The 18,923-nt window shown below is 37.4% G+C and carries 18 protein-coding genes; all 18 read left to right on the top strand.

Going from position 1 to position 18,923, the window contains the following annotated elements:
- The 18 genes from KHA93_RS11650 to KHA93_RS11575 all read left to right on the top strand — a co-directional run bounded on the left by KHA93_RS11650 (position 1) and on the right by KHA93_RS11575 (position 18,899).
- Positions 1-222, top strand: coding sequence for a hypothetical protein (locus KHA93_RS11650; protein WP_213110881.1), 222 nt, complete (start codon positions 1-3; stop codon positions 220-222).
- 4 nt (positions 223-226) lie between these two features.
- Entirely contained in the window at positions 227-2,005 is a 1,779-nt protein-coding gene (locus tag KHA93_RS11645; RefSeq protein WP_213110880.1) for a portal protein, read from the top strand.
- A gap of 92 nt (positions 2,006-2,097) precedes the next feature.
- Complete coding sequence (locus tag KHA93_RS11640) at positions 2,098-2,838, top strand: hypothetical protein (RefSeq protein WP_213110879.1); 741 nt, start codon at positions 2,098-2,100, stop codon at positions 2,836-2,838.
- 13 nt (positions 2,839-2,851) lie between these two features.
- A complete protein-coding gene (locus KHA93_RS11635; protein WP_213110878.1) occupies positions 2,852-3,814 on the top strand; it encodes a N4-gp56 family major capsid protein in 963 nt (320 codons plus the stop codon).
- Positions 3,815-3,862: 48 nt separating this feature from the next.
- Positions 3,863-4,288 carry a hypothetical protein gene (locus tag KHA93_RS11630; RefSeq protein ID WP_213110877.1) on the top strand — a complete coding sequence of 142 codons (426 nt, stop codon included), beginning with the start codon at positions 3,863-3,865 and terminating at the stop codon, positions 4,286-4,288.
- Positions 4,289-4,298: 10 nt separating this feature from the next.
- Complete coding sequence (locus KHA93_RS11625) at positions 4,299-4,871, top strand: hypothetical protein (RefSeq protein WP_213110876.1); 573 nt, start codon at positions 4,299-4,301, stop codon at positions 4,869-4,871.
- Between the two features lie 11 nt (positions 4,872-4,882).
- Complete coding sequence (locus tag KHA93_RS11620; RefSeq protein WP_213110875.1) at positions 4,883-5,230, top strand: hypothetical protein; 348 nt, start codon at positions 4,883-4,885, stop codon at positions 5,228-5,230.
- Positions 5,231-5,233: 3 nt separating this feature from the next.
- Positions 5,234-7,495 (top strand): hypothetical protein, encoded by a 2,262-nt coding sequence (locus tag KHA93_RS11615; RefSeq protein WP_213110874.1) that lies wholly within the window; start codon positions 5,234-5,236, stop codon positions 7,493-7,495.
- 80 nt (positions 7,496-7,575) lie between these two features.
- Positions 7,576-8,904, top strand: a complete 1,329-nt coding sequence (locus KHA93_RS11610; protein WP_213110873.1) for a hypothetical protein — start codon at positions 7,576-7,578, stop codon at positions 8,902-8,904.
- A 71-nt stretch (positions 8,905-8,975) separates the two neighbouring features.
- Positions 8,976-10,577, top strand: a complete 1,602-nt coding sequence (locus KHA93_RS11605; RefSeq protein ID WP_213110872.1) for a hypothetical protein — start codon at positions 8,976-8,978, stop codon at positions 10,575-10,577.
- 8 nt (positions 10,578-10,585) lie between these two features.
- Positions 10,586-11,953, top strand: a complete 1,368-nt coding sequence (locus tag KHA93_RS11600) for a pyocin knob domain-containing protein (protein ID WP_213110871.1) — start codon at positions 10,586-10,588, stop codon at positions 11,951-11,953.
- Between the two features lie 14 nt (positions 11,954-11,967).
- The gene (locus KHA93_RS11595; protein ID WP_213110870.1) at positions 11,968-12,261 is read left to right on the top strand and encodes a YomQ N-terminal domain-containing protein; all 294 of its coding nucleotides are present in this window, start codon (positions 11,968-11,970) and stop codon (positions 12,259-12,261) included.
- Positions 12,261-12,389, top strand: coding sequence for a hypothetical protein (locus KHA93_RS23515; protein ID WP_267917330.1), 129 nt, complete (start codon positions 12,261-12,263; stop codon positions 12,387-12,389). Before KHA93_RS11595 ends, KHA93_RS23515 begins: the two co-directional genes overlap by 1 nt.
- A gap of 34 nt (positions 12,390-12,423) precedes the next feature.
- Positions 12,424-12,555 (top strand): CD1375 family protein, encoded by a 132-nt coding sequence (locus KHA93_RS23510; protein ID WP_267917329.1) that lies wholly within the window; start codon positions 12,424-12,426, stop codon positions 12,553-12,555.
- A gap of 55 nt (positions 12,556-12,610) precedes the next feature.
- Positions 12,611-13,855, top strand: a complete 1,245-nt coding sequence (locus tag KHA93_RS11590) for a DUF3597 family protein (protein WP_213110869.1) — start codon at positions 12,611-12,613, stop codon at positions 13,853-13,855.
- Between the two features lie 35 nt (positions 13,856-13,890).
- The gene (locus KHA93_RS11585; RefSeq protein ID WP_213110868.1) at positions 13,891-14,157 is read left to right on the top strand and encodes an aggregation-promoting factor C-terminal-like domain-containing protein; all 267 of its coding nucleotides are present in this window, start codon (positions 13,891-13,893) and stop codon (positions 14,155-14,157) included.
- A 12-nt stretch (positions 14,158-14,169) separates the two neighbouring features.
- Complete coding sequence (locus tag KHA93_RS11580; RefSeq protein WP_213110867.1) at positions 14,170-18,642, top strand: LPD38 domain-containing protein; 4,473 nt, start codon at positions 14,170-14,172, stop codon at positions 18,640-18,642.
- Positions 18,643-18,653: 11 nt separating this feature from the next.
- Complete coding sequence (locus tag KHA93_RS11575; protein WP_213110866.1) at positions 18,654-18,899, top strand: hypothetical protein; 246 nt, start codon at positions 18,654-18,656, stop codon at positions 18,897-18,899.
- Positions 18,900-18,923: the final 24 nt, after the last annotated feature.

Raw genomic sequence — 18,923 nt, 5'->3', positions numbered from 1 at the left:
ATGACAATCATATTATCCTTATGCATCCCATTGACAGCCTTTGTCGTGGGTTTTTTAGTGCTAAAAAGTGTGCAACTAGGATTAAGGTGGCAGATTCAAACTGCAAAGCAGGAGCCGCCTACTATGGAAAATCCTATTCAACCTATTTTGGATTCAAAACAAGAAGATGATGTAGCAAATATTCTTGATGAATGGGTGAATGGTGTGCAGGAAGGAAGGTGAGTAAATGGCAAAGCTAGATTCTATCCTCGAACAAGCCAGTACTGTAGAAAAGCAGTATAAAGAAGGCTTGCAGTATAAGAAACAAATGGGATTTCTGTCGAGCTGGGCAGAATATGAAAGATTTAAGGCGGGTGATCAGTGGCCAGCACCGACGGATAAAACAAAAAATCTTCCTAGACCTGTTTTCAACATTATTCGACAGATTGAAAATCATAAAGTTGCTTCTGTCATGAATGAGAACATTAAAATGGTCTTTACTGCACTTGAAGCTGATGAGGAAACAAAAAACCCAGAAACAGGTGAAACTATTGAACCGCCAGAAGTGCAAGCGGCTGATTTGTTTACTAAGTATGCTGATAGTACATGGGAGAACATCAAGCAAGGTGAACTGAACGAAGAAGCTCTCGAAAGTGCTTCTAATGTTGGCACAGCCATATGGCATTATTATTGGGATGCAACTGTAACTGGTGGGAATAAACTGAAATTCATGGGTGAAATGCAAGGAGAGGTCATTGATCCTGTTAATTTCTTTCCTGGTAATCCGCAGAATAGAATTGTTGAACATCAACCATATATTATCATTACTCATCGGGAATTGGTTGAAAATGTCCGTAAACAGGCAGAAGAAAGCAAGGTATCAAAAGAAATTATAACTTTGATACGTCCTGATGGTGAAACGAATGATCAGGCTTATGATATGGCTAAAAAAGAATTGTCCACTAATGACAAGGTAACGGTACTTACAAAGTACTGGAAAGAAAATGGACAAGTGTTTTTTATGAAAGTGGCTAGCGGTGTGGTAATTAAGCCTAAAACAAACAGTAATTTGAAACGTTATCCCCTAGTCGTTATGCAATGGGAGAGACGAAAAAAGTCTATATTCGGTGTTGGTGATACAGAAGGATTAATCCCTAACCAAAAGGCTATTAACTTCCTAATGGCTATGCAATTACTTTCTGTTCAATTAACTGGATGGCCAAAGCTGATAGTTGATAAAACGATGGTAAGACAGCCGATCAGTAACACACCGGGTGAAGTGATTAATGTTCAAGGTCAATCGGGGGCATCTATTCATAATTCAATTCAGTATATGAACCCTGGGAATATTTCAGGGGATGCTCCAATGCTAGTAGATAGCTTCATGACCTACACGAAAGCCATAACTGGAGCGAATGAAAATGCGCTTGGTGAACAAAATACTTCCCAATTAAACGCAACGGCCATCATGCTCTTACAAAAGGCGGCAGGCGTTCCAATTGAATCTATTAAGCGTCGTTTCTATCAAGCTATGGAAGACGTTGGCTTAGTGTGGTCAGAGTTTTGGAAAGTTTACTATAACACTACTCGCATGATTGCTCTTGAAGATGAAGATGGTGAAGAATATAGCCAAGAGTTCAATGGTTCAGACTATAAGGACATTGATATGAGGTTAAAAATCGATATTGGACCATCTTCTAGTTACAGTGAATCACTCATGATGACTTCGCTTGATAAGCTTTTTGATATGGGGCATATCGATTTAGAACAATATCTGTTGTTTGCACCAAAGAATGTTATTCCATTCAAGGATCGCTTATTAAAATCCATTCAGGAGAAACAGGAAGAAGCTGAACAACAGCAAGACGATATGTTTGATCAAATGATTCAGCAATTGTCGCCTGAAGAACAGCAAGCCTTTATGTCGGCACCACCAGAAGTACAAGAACAAATTAAAGCGCAAATGATGCAAGCGCAGCAGGAAGGGCAACCGGAAGAACAACCGGAAGAACAAGCACCTATGTGATGTGGGTGTTTTTATTTTGGGGCTGTCGTGAGAGTCGTTAGCCCTGTATTCATTAAATTATTCGAGCAACCATACTCGAAAGGAGAATTGGAATGGAAGAAATTTTAAACGGCAACCATACCGTAGAAAGTCAAGAAGGTGCTAATCAAGAACAGATTCAAACGCAAGACCCTGTCACCACGCAGGAACAAAATTATTTTACTGTTAAATACAACAAAGAAGAAAGACAAGTACCATATGATGAAGCTCCTGATTATATTCAGAAGGGCCTCAACTATGAAAAAGTATCGCAACGTGCAAGCGAGTATGAGAACCATCTAAACAGAGTGGCGCAACTCACGGGCTACCAGTCCCATGAAGAAATGCTACTAGCTTTAGACCAAGCTGAACAGGAGCAAGAACAGCAACGTTACCGCGATGCAGGCATTGATCCTGATACGTTCAATCAATTTTTGGAGCAACATCCTGATATTCAGTATGCTAGGCAAATGAAACAACAAGCCGAGGAACAGAGCATTTTCCGACGTGAGGCAGATGAGTTATTCTCTGAGTTCCCTGGTTTAAAGGCTGAAGAAATTCCTAATGAGGTGTGGCAGCTAAAGGAGCAACGAGGATTATCTTTATTAGATGCTTATTTACGTGTCAGTTATAAGTCTTTAGGACAACAAAAAGAGCAAGAAGCAATACAAAAATTACAATTAAACGCCCAATCTTCAGCCGGATCACTAGGCGAAGGTAATGTCCAACATCAAACAAGCATTAAAGATATGCCTAAATCTGATTTTGAAACATTGCTGCGCCAAGTGAAAAATGGTGAGGTTCGGAGCTTATAGGAGGAAAATCTAAATGGCAAATGTAACAAATACTTTAAGAAATAATGCATCAGGTTATAATGCGTTATCAGCGGAACAAGCGGAATTTTACCAACGTACGATGTTGGAGCGTTTGCTTCCAGAACTAGTTATGATGAAATATGGTGAGAAGAAGAACATCCCTAAACGTGCAGGAGATGTTACGTCTTTCCGTCGTTTAAATCCCCTTGCTGTTTCTACTACAGCAATTACAGAAGGTGTAACGCCTGAAAACGTGAGCCTTGATATTACAAAGCTGACTGCAACTGTTAAGCAATATGGTAACTGGGTTGAAGGTACGGATTGGGTTGATATGACAGCTCTTGATCCGATTATCACAGAAACAACAGAGTTGCTTGGTGAAAATGCTGGGGAATCTACTGATATTATCGTTCGTGATATTGTTGCTGCAGGAACAAACGTATTCTATGCAGGTGCAAAAACTACACGTGATCAAGTGGGGGCGGCTGATAAAATCACTCGTGCCGACGTATTGAAAATTCGTCGCTCTATGAAGCGAAATAAAGTAAGACCTATCAAGCTTCCAGACGGTTCAAGTGGTTACTTGGCTTTTATTCATACAGATGTAGCCACAGACTTGATGAAAGACCCTGAATGGGTGAGCCAAAACACATATGTCAATACAAAAAATCGTGTTGATGGAATGATTGGTAAAATGGATGGAATTTATTTCTTGGAATACGATCATGCTCCTAAATTTGTTGGGGCAGGTGCTACTGGTGCAGATGTATACGCAACTATTATCATTGGTAAAGGTGCTTATGGTGTACCTGATATTGAAGGTTCTTCTAAGCCTGACATCATCGCTAAAGGTCTAGGTGAAAACGGAAATGACCCAATGAATCAACGTTGGACACTCGCTTGGAAATCGGCTTTCACAGCCCTTCGTCTAAATGAATTGTGTATTGTACGTTACGAAAGTGGAGCTACACAGTAAGAGGGGATTTTTCCCCTCTTTTTTATTTGATTATTAGGAGGAATTGCAGTGGCTAAAGAACAAAATAATGAAAAAGTAGAACAAACTATTGATATAGAAGCGTTGAAACAACAATTAAAAGAAGAATTGCAAGTAGAAATGCAAAAGGAAATGGAAGAAGCTAGAATAGCAGCAGAGAAAAAAGAAGCAGAGGAAGAAAAACGAGCTGAAGTTGAACTTGCTAAGTTGGAGATGTCCATGAAAAAGCGATTATCAAAGGAAAAGAAAGTTCCTATTTTCATTCCTGAAGATCCATTAAACCCTGATGATGTTGTTCCGGTCGGTGTGAATGGGGTTATTTATGCTATTCCTCGTGGACAACAGTTTGATGTTCCTGAATCCATCTATAAAGCATGGAAATACAGCTATGATGAGACAGTAAAGGCTAACAAAAAGATTAAGTTTGAGCAAAATAAACAAATTCAAGTACTGTAGGTGATTACCTATGAATCTAGGTGAAGCCAAGAAAAAGACCCTGTCCCTGATTGATGAATTTTCAGTGGATGGGGTTTCCATTCCTGATGGGGAGAATGCCGATTATTTAAATCGTATGAATCGATTTGCTAGTGATGCTCAAATGGAAATTAGCGACAGGATAGGGATTGAATCTTCCTATATTTTTGAACAGAATCCAACCAATGAAGAAGGTTACTTTAAATATGATTTGCCTGATGACTTTAAAGATCATCGTTACATCAACCTAAATGATGAAAGGTTTTCGGCGTATCGTATAGAAAACCGTAAATTGTTTTTAAGAAAAGGGATTGCAGGAGAATTTGAACATTTTTATTTTAAATATCCGCAGGAATTATCAAAAAGCACCGAGGACACCTATGAATTTGAAGTAGAATTGCATGCTCAACAGCTCATTCCTTATTTTATAGGTGGGATGCTTATGCAAGATGAAAATAGCATGATGTCGGATAGATTATTAAACCTTTATTATTCAAAACTTGCAAACATCTCAAAAAGAAATGATGATTATCCGAACTATATCCAAGCAGATTATAGATTCTAGGAGGGAAAAAGATGGTTACATTTAGATCTAATCCACCTCCCGAACCTCCACTTTTAAAAATTGAGCCATTTAAAGGCATGAATACTAGTGTTACCCCTACTCAAATCGACGAATCCCAATCTCCCGATATGTTAAATATGAATATTGACGAGAGAGGGGCGCTGAAAAAGCGTACAGGATATGAAAGGGTGTATGTTCAGTCCTTGGGCGCAGGTAAAATCAATGGAATATTCCATTGGAATAACAAAACTATTATTTCCCATGGTGGTAAATTGTATGGTACTGAGGGTGTTCCAACGCTGAATACTCGATCGCAAACCTGGGAGGATGATAACTTAAATGAGAAGTGGGAGGGGTAGATAATGGCTAGTAAAACAAGTTATCTTAAATTATATAAATGGGATAAACAGGATACAAAGCAAAACACAATTACTGAAATGGCTTCGAATTCGGATTTAATTGACGGTGAGTTTAAACGCCAAAAAGATAAACTTGACGGTATAGAAAAGGATTTAAATAGTGCTAATAGCACAATCCTGACTGATGTGCAGCCTAAAATTGATGATTTATTTAACATAACATCACGAACAAATGACAATGTTTCTTCAGCGAGAGCAGAGGCAGCTGAAGCGAAAGTAGAAGCAGAAAAAGCAAAAAATGAAGCTGCTAAAGCAAAGGATACGGCTGAAAATACGCAACAGGAATTGAATGTAATTGTTGATCGAGTAACAGATTCTGATGCAATGTCGAGACAGGCTGCAGTTAATTCAGAAGGAATTGATAAGGGGAATTTAAAAACTCGTTTAGATGATGATTATATTAAAGTTACGTCGCAGTTGGCGGAAACTTCGAAACAACTTGGTGACAGAAAGATTGTAGATGCAGCGCAGTTTGCGAGTTTACAAGATGCAATTAATTTCACAAAATCCATTAATGGGATATTAAGTGTAGACGTTGTGAATGAGCCTTTAAAACAAATTAGTATCAATTGTTCGATTGTAGGTAAAGACAGCACATCCAAAATCAATTGTAAGTCCATTGTTTTTCCGATGGGTACCAAAAAAGTAGATTTAAAAAATTTAGAAATACACACAGATATGTCCGTTTCAGTTACTATAGAAAAAGCAACAGAGGATATTGATATAGAAAATGTAAAGATTTATCCTGGAACTACTGTAACTCCATTAAATGAGACCAAAAGATTAGGTATTAATGCTTCTGGAGTAACTCTAGAAACCAAAATAAAAAATCTTCGTATTAAAAATAGTCAAATTTTTTCTGGTGGAATTCAATTAGCGTTGTGTGAGGATTTTTTGGTTCAGGGAAATTTTATCGACGGGAATTGGCTTAATGAGGACGAATTAATTCACGTATCTTATAAGTCGCGTGGAAAAATATTAGACAATGACTTAATTAATACCCTTTCTGATGCAATCGACGTATTTAGCTCCGGTGACAGGACTATTATTTCCGGAAATAGGATTCAAGGTGTCACTTTACAAGGAATTGAAGCAAAAGTGTCTTTAACTGATGATCAGACTAATACATCTTCGGATGAATTAGGGTATGTAGAAAGCTTAATAATTACAGGCAACATCATTCGAGATATTAGAGGGACGATAAACTCTGGTAATCATGCGATTGGCATAAATGTAGCGTATTATGACAACAGGTCAGTAAAGTCGTTTAACCCAAGAAAGTTTGCGAATGGTGTTATTATAGCTAACAATATAATTGAGGATTTTTACGAAATTCCTTATTCCAGTGGTAATCCTATTTTTCAAGGTATTTTATGGAGTGGTTCTAATAGCATCATATCAAACAACATTATCAGGGGATTAAAAACAGTCAAACAGGGTATCCACGAACCGAGAAATGCTGGGATAGTATTTGCTGAAAATAACGGCAGTAAGAATAGAAATATGATTATTCAAGGTAATCAAATAAATTCAGACGTAACTGGCTTTTATATAGACAATTTATACGATTCTGTTATAGATTCAAATATAATGGCGAAAGATGAAAGAAATGGCTTGTTACCTAGGTACGGGATATATATTAATCCTATAGCAGGAGTTTTACAGAATACTGGTTTTACAACGAATCAAATTGAATGCAAAACTTCATATATAGATTCTAATAATGCCGTACAACAAATAACAGGGCACGGTATTTTTGCAACTGGAAGCTCTATATTTAAAGATGTGACTATCGTATCAGGCAATAAATTAAGAAATGCTTCTTTAACTTTATACACCGCTGAATTCACGACTATTTCACAAAACACTATAAGACCTAAAGGTAATAATCCTGCTATTGATTTAACTGCAACATCTTATAAATTTGGGAACAGGATAGTAGATAATGATGTCCATAGCGACGGAACAAATTATGGAGTAGTTGCAATGTATCAAAAAGCATTTAGAGCATGCGGGAATACCTTTAATAGAGTTTTAGGAGGAATTAACCTTGCTGGGTATATTGCTAATGCGATTGTCAAAGATAATATGCAGCTATACTCATCTGGAGATACAATTAATTCTAGTTTAGTTCGCACCGGTGCAACCGGAATCGACTCTGCGACAATCACCCAATCTGAAAATACTCAGGTAATTGCTGCATAGTTTTTTTGAAAAAGCTTCCAATTTTCTCCTTGCTTAGATACAATAAATAGGAATTTGAAGGAATAGGCGGGGAGATAGGATTGGATAATCCAGCAATCAGAAGTAGATTTTCATTTGCAAATTTCTTGTTTATCGTAGTTGTAATCTTTTCTTATGTAGCATTATGGTCTTCAACAGTCTTTAGTAGATACAGAAACGCTGAATTGTATTCTACTTTTCAAGTATCCTTTGAAGAAGTGGTTTCCAATACAAACGTTTTAGCAACACAAATTTCCCTTATCGTCGTTTTTGCGGGGATTTATCTCATTATTATTACTAACTTGAAATCCATATTCAACAATAAAAGAAATATTTTTTATGTTGTTATGATTACATTAATTCCTTATTTGCTACTGAAATCTGATGACCCATTAAGTTATCTTACTAGTCTATCAAACGGTAGTGTCCAATTAGGCCCTTATACAGTGGTTGGTATTGCGTTATTTTTTTATGCTTACAACCCAAGAAATTGGCATTCAATTGAGAAAGCAATAAGGATCTTGACGATACTTTCAATACTGACAGCTTTTTATGGATTAGCTCAGTATTATGCATTTTTTTCGCAACTGGGTATGACAAGCAGAGTTGTTGCTCTAAAGTGGTTATGGACATCTACAATATGTTTACAGTTTACTTTGATATACTGGTTGTACTGGGGTAGTAAAAAGACAAAGAAAAAGAAAAGTGCATTTATGACAGTAACATTGTTGATATTGTTCCAGTATCTTCTTGCTCTTTTAACGGAGATGCGATTGGTTTTGGTAATAACAACTATTGGAATACTCTTGTATCTATATAAAACTGGTAAAATAAAAAGGGTATTTATGGTGGGAATTACCTTGATAGCAATTGCAGCTTGGCTAGTCGTTTATTTACTATCAAAAAGCGGGTTCCTCCTTCCGCCAACAAACTTAATAAACAATGCAATTAATGGGTTTTTAATTAGATTTTCAGCAGACACAAGAAGTGCTGATTTAAAGGAATTTATTGATTTCGTAATAGGGGATTTCTTTTCCTTTTTCCCTGTTGGATATGGATATTCCCAATCAGTTGATTTTATTGTTGACAGTGGTATTTTGAATACTTTGTTTATGACTGGTCCAATTATGCTTTTAATGGCATACATGTTGTTAATTAGGCCTGCATTACACTTAAGGAAGTTTAAATTAAGCCCGGAAGAAGCCTGGATTTGGGTAATAGCGGTAATGTGGATATTAAGATTTTTTACATCAAGTACAATGGTTTTCAACACAGAGTTTCTTATTTTTATCATTGTGGCAGGGAGAAGCGCTTGGATACTTGATGATAAAATAAAGAGAGATAAATACAACAAGATAAATGCTGTGCAATCGGAACAAACTGCGACGTAAGAAAAACTTAATAATCTATATTAAAACATCTCATAATGGGATGTTTTTTTATTACGGAAGGATGGTGAATTATGACTTGGGCAGACGAGTTATTACTTGATTTAGATCCACCGAAAGTGCTATCCACTGGAGTGTCAAATAACCGTACTTCGTTTTTTGTGATGAATGGGAAGTGCTACATTATGGATGGTGTGAACTATCTAGAATATGATGGAACAACTGTAAAAGCCGTTACTCCATATATCCCTACCATTTCGATTAGTAAGGACCCAGAAGGCGGTGGTATTCCGTATGAGGATTTCAACTTGCTAGGCAGTGGGTTTAAAGATTCGTTTAGTGCTGATGGAACAGCCACTGTATTCCAACTTTCTTTAACTGGATTGGCTACAACAAAGCTAACGGCTGTCGTAAATGGTACTACCATGAATGAAGATTCTGGATTCACAGTCGATCGTTCTACTGGCAAAGTCACTTTTTCAACAGCTCCGGACAAAGGGACAAACAATGTCGTGATTACTGCTTATAAAACTCAATCGGGTTTCCCGGAACGTATCAAAAAATGTCGATTACATGTGCTTTTTGGCGGTTCAAACGATACTAGAGTGTTTGTTAGTGGCAATAAGGATATGCCTGAATATATATGGTCGAGCGAATTATACGATCCTTCTTATTTCCCTGAGAATAGATTCTATAAATATTGGGATAAGGTTATGGGATTTTCAAAGCAATATGATTATTTAGTGGTTGAAAGAGCGAATGGAAAGCATCAAATAACATTTGACTTATCCGATGGAGTGTCTAGTTTCCCTTCAAAGCCTATTAACGACCAGGTGGGGACAATAGCTACAAACTCTATACAAATTGTCGAGAATAACCCTGTATCACTAGCGAGAGATGGTATTTATATGCTTGTCGCTTCCAATGTTAGGGACGAGAGAAATGTACAGCGTATTTCAGAAGCTGTCGATGCAAAACTATTAAGAGAACCAAATCTCGAAAATGCTATATCCATTGATTATGATCAGAAATATTGGCTTGCTGTCAATGGAAATGTATATGTATTCGATTACGCTATTGACGAATGGTATCTTTATGACAATATCCATGCGGATTGTTTCATAGAGATGAATGGGGATTTGTATTTTGGCAGTTCTGTAAATGGTTTAATCTATCGGTTCAAAAAAGAAACAGACATGTTTCCGTATAACGATGATGGGAAATTCATTAATGCTTATTGGAAGTCGGCAAAGATTGGCTTTGGGTCAGCGGAAAGAAATAAATTAATACAGAAATTGTTTGCTACAATTGCTCCTGGTAAGCATACTTCATGTGATTTTTATTATGTAAGTGACAAAGTAAGTTTCCCGAGAAACGAGGAGAATTTACCGGATTATTCCATCATGCACTATGGAAAATCTTTTTATAATGACAAGATATTTGATGCGAAAACAGAGTTTATCAATAGTACGAGAACAGAACTATTTGATTATTCAACATTTATTTACTCATTGTTCTCTTATAACGCCTCCGAACAACCGACAATGATCGTTAAGAAAGTTAAGGCTAAGAAGGTAGTTTACTATCAGTTAGTTATTCAGAATAATCGAATTGACGAAAGTTTAAAAATCGAAAGTTTGGGATTGAAATATATCCTCCAAAATTACAGAAAGTAGGTGGTAATATGCCGTTATCACAAATGAAAGATTTTACTTTTAAACATAGTGATCAGCAAGATGCACTTTATTCTCAGTATACTGCTCAACAAATAAAGGCTTTGTTTGATAGCAGGGGGGACGAACTGAGAACAGCTTTAAACTCGCTCATTTCGACACTTAATTCAAAAGATGGAGCTAGTAACATTGGCACGAACGCTATACAAGACGTGGACGGTTCTACTATTCAAGCAATGCTTAAAAGCGTAAGGGACAAGCTTAAATCGAAAGTGAAAAACTCCAGTGGTGCCGATTATGTCAATGCCACTCTAATTGATGGTTTGGCAGGGGAAACAGTACAGTCAATTTTGGTATCATTAAAGCTCTTGGTCGATAACCATAAGAAATCGTCCGACCACGATGATCGATATTTCACTAAGAATCAATTGCAGAGCATCACTTCGGGTAATAGCGGTGCTGATCTCATTAAAGCAACGCCTTTAAATCCAAATAGTGGTGATACTGTTCAAAAACAATTGGCATGGATGTTATCTCAAATAGCTGCATCTGCTATAGGTTCCATTCCTGACGGGAGTATAAGTGAGCCTAAACTTAATGCAGTGTTAGCAAACAAAATCAATACTTCTCTATCTAATGTTGGATCTATGTCTACTCTAATTACAAAAGATAAGTCGAGTGCTGTTAATGCAATTAACGAAATCAAGCAAGAAGTTACTGATCATAAGGCGGATAATGTTCGACATATTACAAGTGCAGAAAGAGCAGCATGGAACACATCAGAAAAAAATGCGATTGAATATGCAAAAGGTTTTGGATTAGGTACAGCACCTCCAATTATTAACAATTGCAACCTATCTACAAACGGGGAAACAGGATTTTATAATTGTTCAGGAACTACATTAAATATGCCGCCAGGTGTAACGAGTGGTGGAACTTTGATCCATATTGCAAAATCAACAAGGCCAACGCAAATCTTTCAATCTTACACAAACAACTTAACTTTTACAAGGACTTATACACCTTCAGGCTGGACTGATTGGGTACAACTAGCAACAACTAAACAAGATGAATGGGTTAATGCAGTTTTACAAAATGGCTGGACAAATTTTTCAAGTTATACAACGGGATATAGCCTCGACCAATTCGGAATCGTACGCTTACGAGGTTATATCACTGGAGGAACAAAAGATGCTGGAATATTATTGTTTACATTACCCGCAGCATTCCGACCGAAACAAGGTTTTTATGCAATTGTAAACAGTGGTTCTAATACTTTTGCCACGCTATTTATATCAACAACTGGAACCGTTAGTTTACAAGGCGCAAGTACTGGAACTTACTTATCTCTTTCTAATATATCTTTCAGTACTGAATAATTGGGGGGGAAATCATGAAACAAGTCTATAAAATAAATTCAGAAGGATTCTATATAGAACCAGTAATAATTGACGAAGATGTAGAAGAAACTCCCGAAAACTGTGTAGAACTTGCACCTTCGGATGGAATGTATCGTCCTAAGTGGACTGGCACAGAGTGGATTGAAGATATGTCGCAAGAGGAAATAGAAGCATTGAAAAATGCACCTAAGCCATTAACAGAAGTTGAGCAATTAAGAATAGATCAAGCACAAGCTAACGCTGAACTCTTTGAGATGATGTTAATGTTTATAGGAGGGATGGCTTAATGTTTAACGAAAATAGCAAAATAGTCCAAGATTATGTTCTCCTAATTCAAAACGGTCTTAAAACGATTGAAGATGTCCCAGACTTCCAGAATTTACGTAAGGTAGTTTCTAGTGTTCTCGATAATTAAATTAATCTATAAATTTTTAAAGGAGATGTTGAAAATGACTTTTACAACTGATAGTGCAATTGCTAAATCATATGCAGTATTAATTTTAGCAGGGAAATATACGATGGATGATGTTCCGAATGTCGGAAATTTACGTGAAATCGTAGAGCAGATTCTAACTTCTTAACAGCCATTAGGATCATAAAGTGCAATAACACAACACCTAAATAGGTGTATTTTTTATGCCTCAAAGGGGTGAAATAATGAACTTAAATGTAAATACGTCTGTAGTCGATTACATGAAGTCGCAAAAAATGGATAGTAGTTTTGCGAACAGGTCTAAACTTGCTCAAACACACAAAATTAATAATTACACGGGGACAGCTGCCCAAAATATCCAATTAATGAATGCGTTGAAAGCACAGGCGAAAAATACTCAAACTACAACGACAAAACCTAAGACGTCGACAACAAACAACAAAAAAACAACAAACAACAAAAAAACGACAACGACGACAACAACGACTAAACCTAATACGACAACGACTGTACAGACACCGCCGCCACCTGTACAGACACAAACGCCTGCTTTTGATCAGGAAGCATATACGAAAAACCAACAAGAACAAATAAACAATATGTATGATCAACAAAAAAACGCAGAACTTGAAAGATTGAAAGCAGCACAGGATAAAGCTGTTGCTGAGATTAATCAGCAAAAAGAGCAAGTTGCTCCTCAATACCAACAAGCGAGAAACCAAACGGATGCTGTTAACGCTCAGAACGTACAAAGGCTACGTGAAGCTATGGCGGCTAATGGTCTTTCTTCTAGTGGTGAGAATGTTACTGCTAATGTTTCCTTAAACAATGAACGTCAAAATTCGTTAAATACTTTGAATCTCCAAGAACAACAAACCATGGATGACTTTAATCGCAGAATCACAGACGCTCAAAACCCTGATGCTCAAAATGCATATATTAATCAATTAGAAGCAGAGAGGGCTCGAGCATTATTAGAAATTGGGATGAGGGCAGATGAAATAGGTTATTCTCGTGGTCGAGACTCTATGCTGGACCAACGTTATCAAGACGAGACTAATTACTCTCGTGGTCGAGATTCAATTTTAGATCAACGTTATCAAGATCAGGTAGACTATTCGCGCGGTCGAGACAAGATTGATGACGATTGGAGACAGAAAGAATTTGATAATCGCCAAAAGGAAGCGGAAGCAGAAAGAAAGTGGAGAGAATATGCGTTTAATAATATGTCTGCTTCTGAAAAAGCCCAACTAGAATGGGCTAAAAAACAATATGGTGAAGAAGCTGCTTGGAGAATGTATCAAATGCAATATCAAGGTAATTTACAAAATTCTATGAATCAATCTCAGCAAAATTACTATAACAATTCGGGTTTTCCGGCGCAACAGGGGGGGGGGGGTACTCAAACTACTACAAGACGCAATCAGCAGGCAACTCTAATTCCATAAACAATTTCAATGGACATTTACAGCAAGCGATTCAAATGGGTGTACCTGCTAATTGGACAGCAGGATTAACAGAACTAGTAGGTAGAGAATCTTCCTGGAATCCGAGCGCAAAGAATCCCAACAGTACTGCACACGGGTACGCTCAATTTTTAAACGCTACTAGATCTAGTTATGAGAAGAAAACAGGATTAAATTATAGCAATCCTGTTCACCAACTAGTCATGATGGCGCAATATGTTAAAGATCGTTATGGCACTCCTGAAAAGGCTTTAGCCTTCTGGGATAAAAACAAGTGGTATTAAGGCGGTGGAATAATGGCCTTTGATGAGAATAAATATAAAAAAATATTCGACGAAAGATACGGGGCTGGCTCGTTTGATGCCGGCCTTGCTACTGCCCGGAGCATTGGCGAATCTCAAGCTAAGGCAGCTTTCGCTAAACAAGAATACAACAAACGCATGAAAGAGTTGGAAAAGGCTCAAAAGGAAGCGTTGAAAAAGGAAAAAAAGAAAACTTATGATGATGCACTTGAATACTGGAACAACCCTGAAATAAAGTCGGCTGCAAGAAAAGATGGTGCCTATCGTAATGCGGAGAATATACGTAACGACCCTCGACTAAAGGCACAAATTAAAGAAATGGGTTATAACGTCAACGATTTTATAGATGCAATGTTTAATGCTACTTCTGATGGTTTTTTCCGTTCAGAACGTGAAGCTAAAAAGCATACTGAAGATGTTAAACGACAGGCAAACCGAAAACCAACAACGGAAGAACTTATTTCCCAATATAGCCAAAACGAGACAAAAAAAGAAACACAAAAGAAAGAGTCAAAAAAATCCGATGATCGTAATGCTATTACTAAGCTGAAAGATTTTTTTAGCGGAAAAGATGTCGATGGAGATGGAAAGCGTGATGGATTATTAGGTTTTGTTGACCGTTTCATTGTTCCCGTATCCAAAGGTGCAACAGATGCTATTTTTCCAAAAAACACTGAATTGATGGCTGAAAACCAAAAAAAGAAATACGGAGAAGTAGTTAACCCTGTTATAGCTGCTGCCCAAGAAGATAGAGGTTTGGAAACTAAAGCCTTGAATATATTAGGGGAATTAGGTGCATTTGCAGCTCCTTATTCAAAAGGTTATAAAGCGGCTGAGCTTGCAGTAAATAAAATCCCTAAGCTTGCTAATATCGCTAATCCTTATGCAAGAAAAGCTATTACAGGAGCAATTGCAGGTGGAGCGGCTGAAGGTGGGATTTCCGCAGCTAATGAACTTGCTAACCCTGAAGCGAATGATTTAAAAGACCATTTGCTTCGTACTGGTTTAGGTATAGCTGGTGGTGCTGTTTTAGACCCTGCTTTATTCGGTTTGGGGAGATTGGCTAGAAAAGGTTTTGAAAGAGCGATACCTGGTGATTTTCCAAAGTTCGATGGTGAAGTGTCTCCTGAATTATTGGATAGATTATCACCATTGAGAAGAAGTTCTCTTTTTAGTACTGAACATCCTACAGCTAATAGCTTGTTGCCTGATTCGTATACTATGCCTGACGGCAATAATGTGAGGATGAATAGCTCTGATATTGCTAATGAAATCGCAAAGACACAAGCTAGCTTGAAAGAAGTTATCCCCTCTGTAAATGAGTATAAAAAAGAGTTTGAGCAAGCTGTCCAGCAACAATATGAATATCTAAAATCATCTATGGGTAAAGGAACGACTCCTGGTGGACTCACATATGACCGTGAAGGTTATGTCACAGGTGCATTTGGTAGAGTATCCAATAATCCAAAATGGTACCAAGATTTTTATGCCGTTCATAATAGAAGGCCGACTAACGCTGAATTGCGTGAACTAGCAGAAATTCAGGTAAGGGAAGGTTTTGAGGATGAAATAGGCTCTCTGCCACCTTGGAGACCTAAAGCTGTTCAGGAGATTGATGGTCAAATGGAAGAATTGACAATGATGGTTCGTCAAGATCCTGCTCAAGAACCGGCTTTAAGGCCTATAATAAATGCTTTAGAAGAAGATAAATCTTCCATTATGGCATCGATAGATGATTCGCTTGGACAATATGAAACATTGAAAAGTAGGTTTGACATACTAAAAAGAGCAGAAAAGAATCAACCTCAAGAATTTGAGGCAATCAGACAAGCAGCGGCAACATCGGAATCAGTAAAACCACCTGCTCTTAAAAGTTCTGGAAAAGATTTTGAAGCTATTACTGCTTTTTCTGAAGATGCGCCAATGAAAGTTGCTAAACCAATCGATAGAACACCTATTGATATTGACAATCCGAAAGAAATTGTTAAACGTCAAATCAATAAAGATGGAAAAAAAGAAAAAAACAAATGGTCATTTGAAAAATTCTATACTCAATGGGTAGAGGATTTATATCCATTGGAAAAGGCAGCTAAACAATTAGGCGGAAAAAACCTAGAATTCGACAAAAACCCTTATAAGAAGGCTCGTTTAGCTCGAGGAGTAGCTGGAAAAGCAGAAACATATTTACGAAGTGGGGTGTATTCTGAAGATGGTAAGAAAATTGGTAATTCTCTTCAAGAAATTATTAAACCTATTGAAAAGAAAATGGATGATTTTCTTGCTTATAGTACGGCTAAACGTGCACTTGATTACGATGAAAAAGGTTTAGTAGCAGGAATTAAACCAAAAGACGTCGAAGGTATGAGTGACCGTCAATTAGCAGATGCTGCGATTCGTCAAATCGAATCAGAATCACCAGAAATTAAAGCCGCACATGCTGAACTGATTAAGTATAACAATCGCTTAATGGATAACTTGGCTGAAGCAGGAGTCTTGGATAAAGAGTCGGTCAAATCACTTCGTGACGAAAATCCAAATTACATTCCTATGTTCCGTGTCCAAGACGAAAAGGTTAGAGGATTTCAACCTTTGACCAATCCAAAAAAGACATATGCTAATCTAGGAGAACCGTTCAAAAAGCGTACTGGATCAGAGAGGGAAATCATCAATCCGATTGAAAGTATCGTAAAAAACACTTATCTTACCCTAAATATGGCCGAACGTAATAAAGTAGGACGTTCGCTTCTTGAATTGGTAGAGCAATCTGGTGACAATGCATGGGGGCGTGTGGCTAAGAATGGCGAAGGATTATCTGTTGATGATGTAGGAAAGGCTTTAGGTGATGCCAGCGCTGAAATAACTGAAGGAAAAGCTGAAGCAATTGACAAACTCTTTACCGGTGAAGGTAACAAAGTTTATGTATATCGGGATGGTAAAAAGGTAGAAATGGAGCTTCAAGAAGATTTGTATAAATCTATGCTATCACTCGATACACAGCAACAGCATTTGTTTTTAAAAGTGCTAGGCGTACCTACTCGCATGTTGCGAACGGGAGCGGTACTTTCTCCTGATTTCGGACCAGTAAATATTTTCCGAGATCAATTGGCTGCACTAGTAAACTCTCGTTACGGATTTATCCCATTTGTTGATATGGCTAAAGGAATGAAACATGTAGTCTCGAAAGACAAGGTCTATCAGCAATGGAAAAATGCAGGTGGAGCAAACTCTGTATTATCTACTCTTGACCGTGAATATCTGCAACAAGATTTACGTAAGATGATTAAACAGTCACTTGGTCAAAAAGTAAAGGAAGGCGTAAAGAGCCCAATCCATACAGTATTAGAACCATTGCGTAAACTATCAGAAATGACAGAAGAAGCTACTCGTGTTGGAGTGTTTGAGAAAGCGTTAAAAAAAGGAGCTTCTCCACAAGAAGCAGCGTTTGAATCTCGTGATATTATTGATTTCAACCGAGCTGGAAGTCTCGGAAGGCAATATAACCAAATGACTGCTTTCTTTAATGCTGCCATTCAATCAGTTGATAAAATGGTAAGAACTTTTAAAGACAATCCAAAAGGTGCTATGATAAGAGCAACAACAGGTATCACTATGCCTTCGGTTGCTTTGTATTTTATGAACCACGATCAAGAATGGTATAAGGAAATTCCGCAACGTGAAAGAGATTTATTCTGGCATTTTAAAGTCGATGACCAAATATACAAATTGCCAAAACCTTTTGAGATTGGTGTAATTTTCGGTACATCCTATGAAAGATTACTAAGTTACATGGAGACGAAGGATCCAAAAGCATTTAAGGATTTTGGTGATACTGTATTGGACGCGACAACGCCTTCATTCATTCCAACTGCGTTGGCTCCTTGGATTGAAGTGTATGCAAACAAGAGCATGTATTTTAAATCGCCTATCGTTCCAAGACGCGAACAAGACCTATTGCCTGAAGATCAATATGGCCCTTATCAAAGCGAACTAGCTAAAGGTTTAGGAAAGTTAACCAAGCAGTCTCCACGTAACCTTGAACATGTTTTTAAAGGTTATACTGGAGGACTAGGAAAATATGCTCTATTTGGTACAGATGCCATTGCGGAAGGGTTCGGAGTGAATAAACCGGCTTTGCCAGATCGCGGAGTTGCAGATATGCCTATTCTTAATAGATTTGTTGTCAAAAATTTAGAGGGAAATAGTCAGTCTGTAAATGATTTTTATGAACGAATGGATAAGCTTAGGAGAGAAAATCTTTCAGCTAAGAAAAATAACCCTGAACACGAAAATACGGAAGCTTATAAAGCAATGAACAAGTTAAGTAAAGACATCAATGAATTGCAAGCATATAAGCGTGCAATTGTAGCTGACCCAAATATGACTGGAAAGCAAAAAGCAGATATTATCAAGAATATTGATGTTGCTATCATGAAAATAGCACAGCAAGGTAAACAATTAGCTGAATAGGGGTTGGTGAATTGAAGGACAGACTTTGGTTTGTAAAATTGTTAATTGGTTTAGCTTCTTTGTGGATTTTCTATTTAGTCTATATTCACGTTATTTCTCTACTTTCTGTACCAATTGGAATTATTGCCTTGCTTGGAGCCGTATTCATCATAGGAGCAGTTTTATTTAGTTTATTTGTAAATGTGAAGGATTTTGTAGTGAGTATTTTCAAAAAAGACGATTCATTAGACGATAGAGGATTCAGAAAACATTTGTAAAGCATCTCATATGAGGTGCTTTTT

Source organism: Lederbergia citrisecunda, from assembly GCF_018343695.1.
Taxonomy (GTDB): Bacteria; Bacillota; Bacilli; order Bacillales; family Bacillaceae_C; genus Lederbergia; species Lederbergia citrisecunda.
This window is presented reverse-complemented; position numbering and strand designations above follow the sequence as displayed.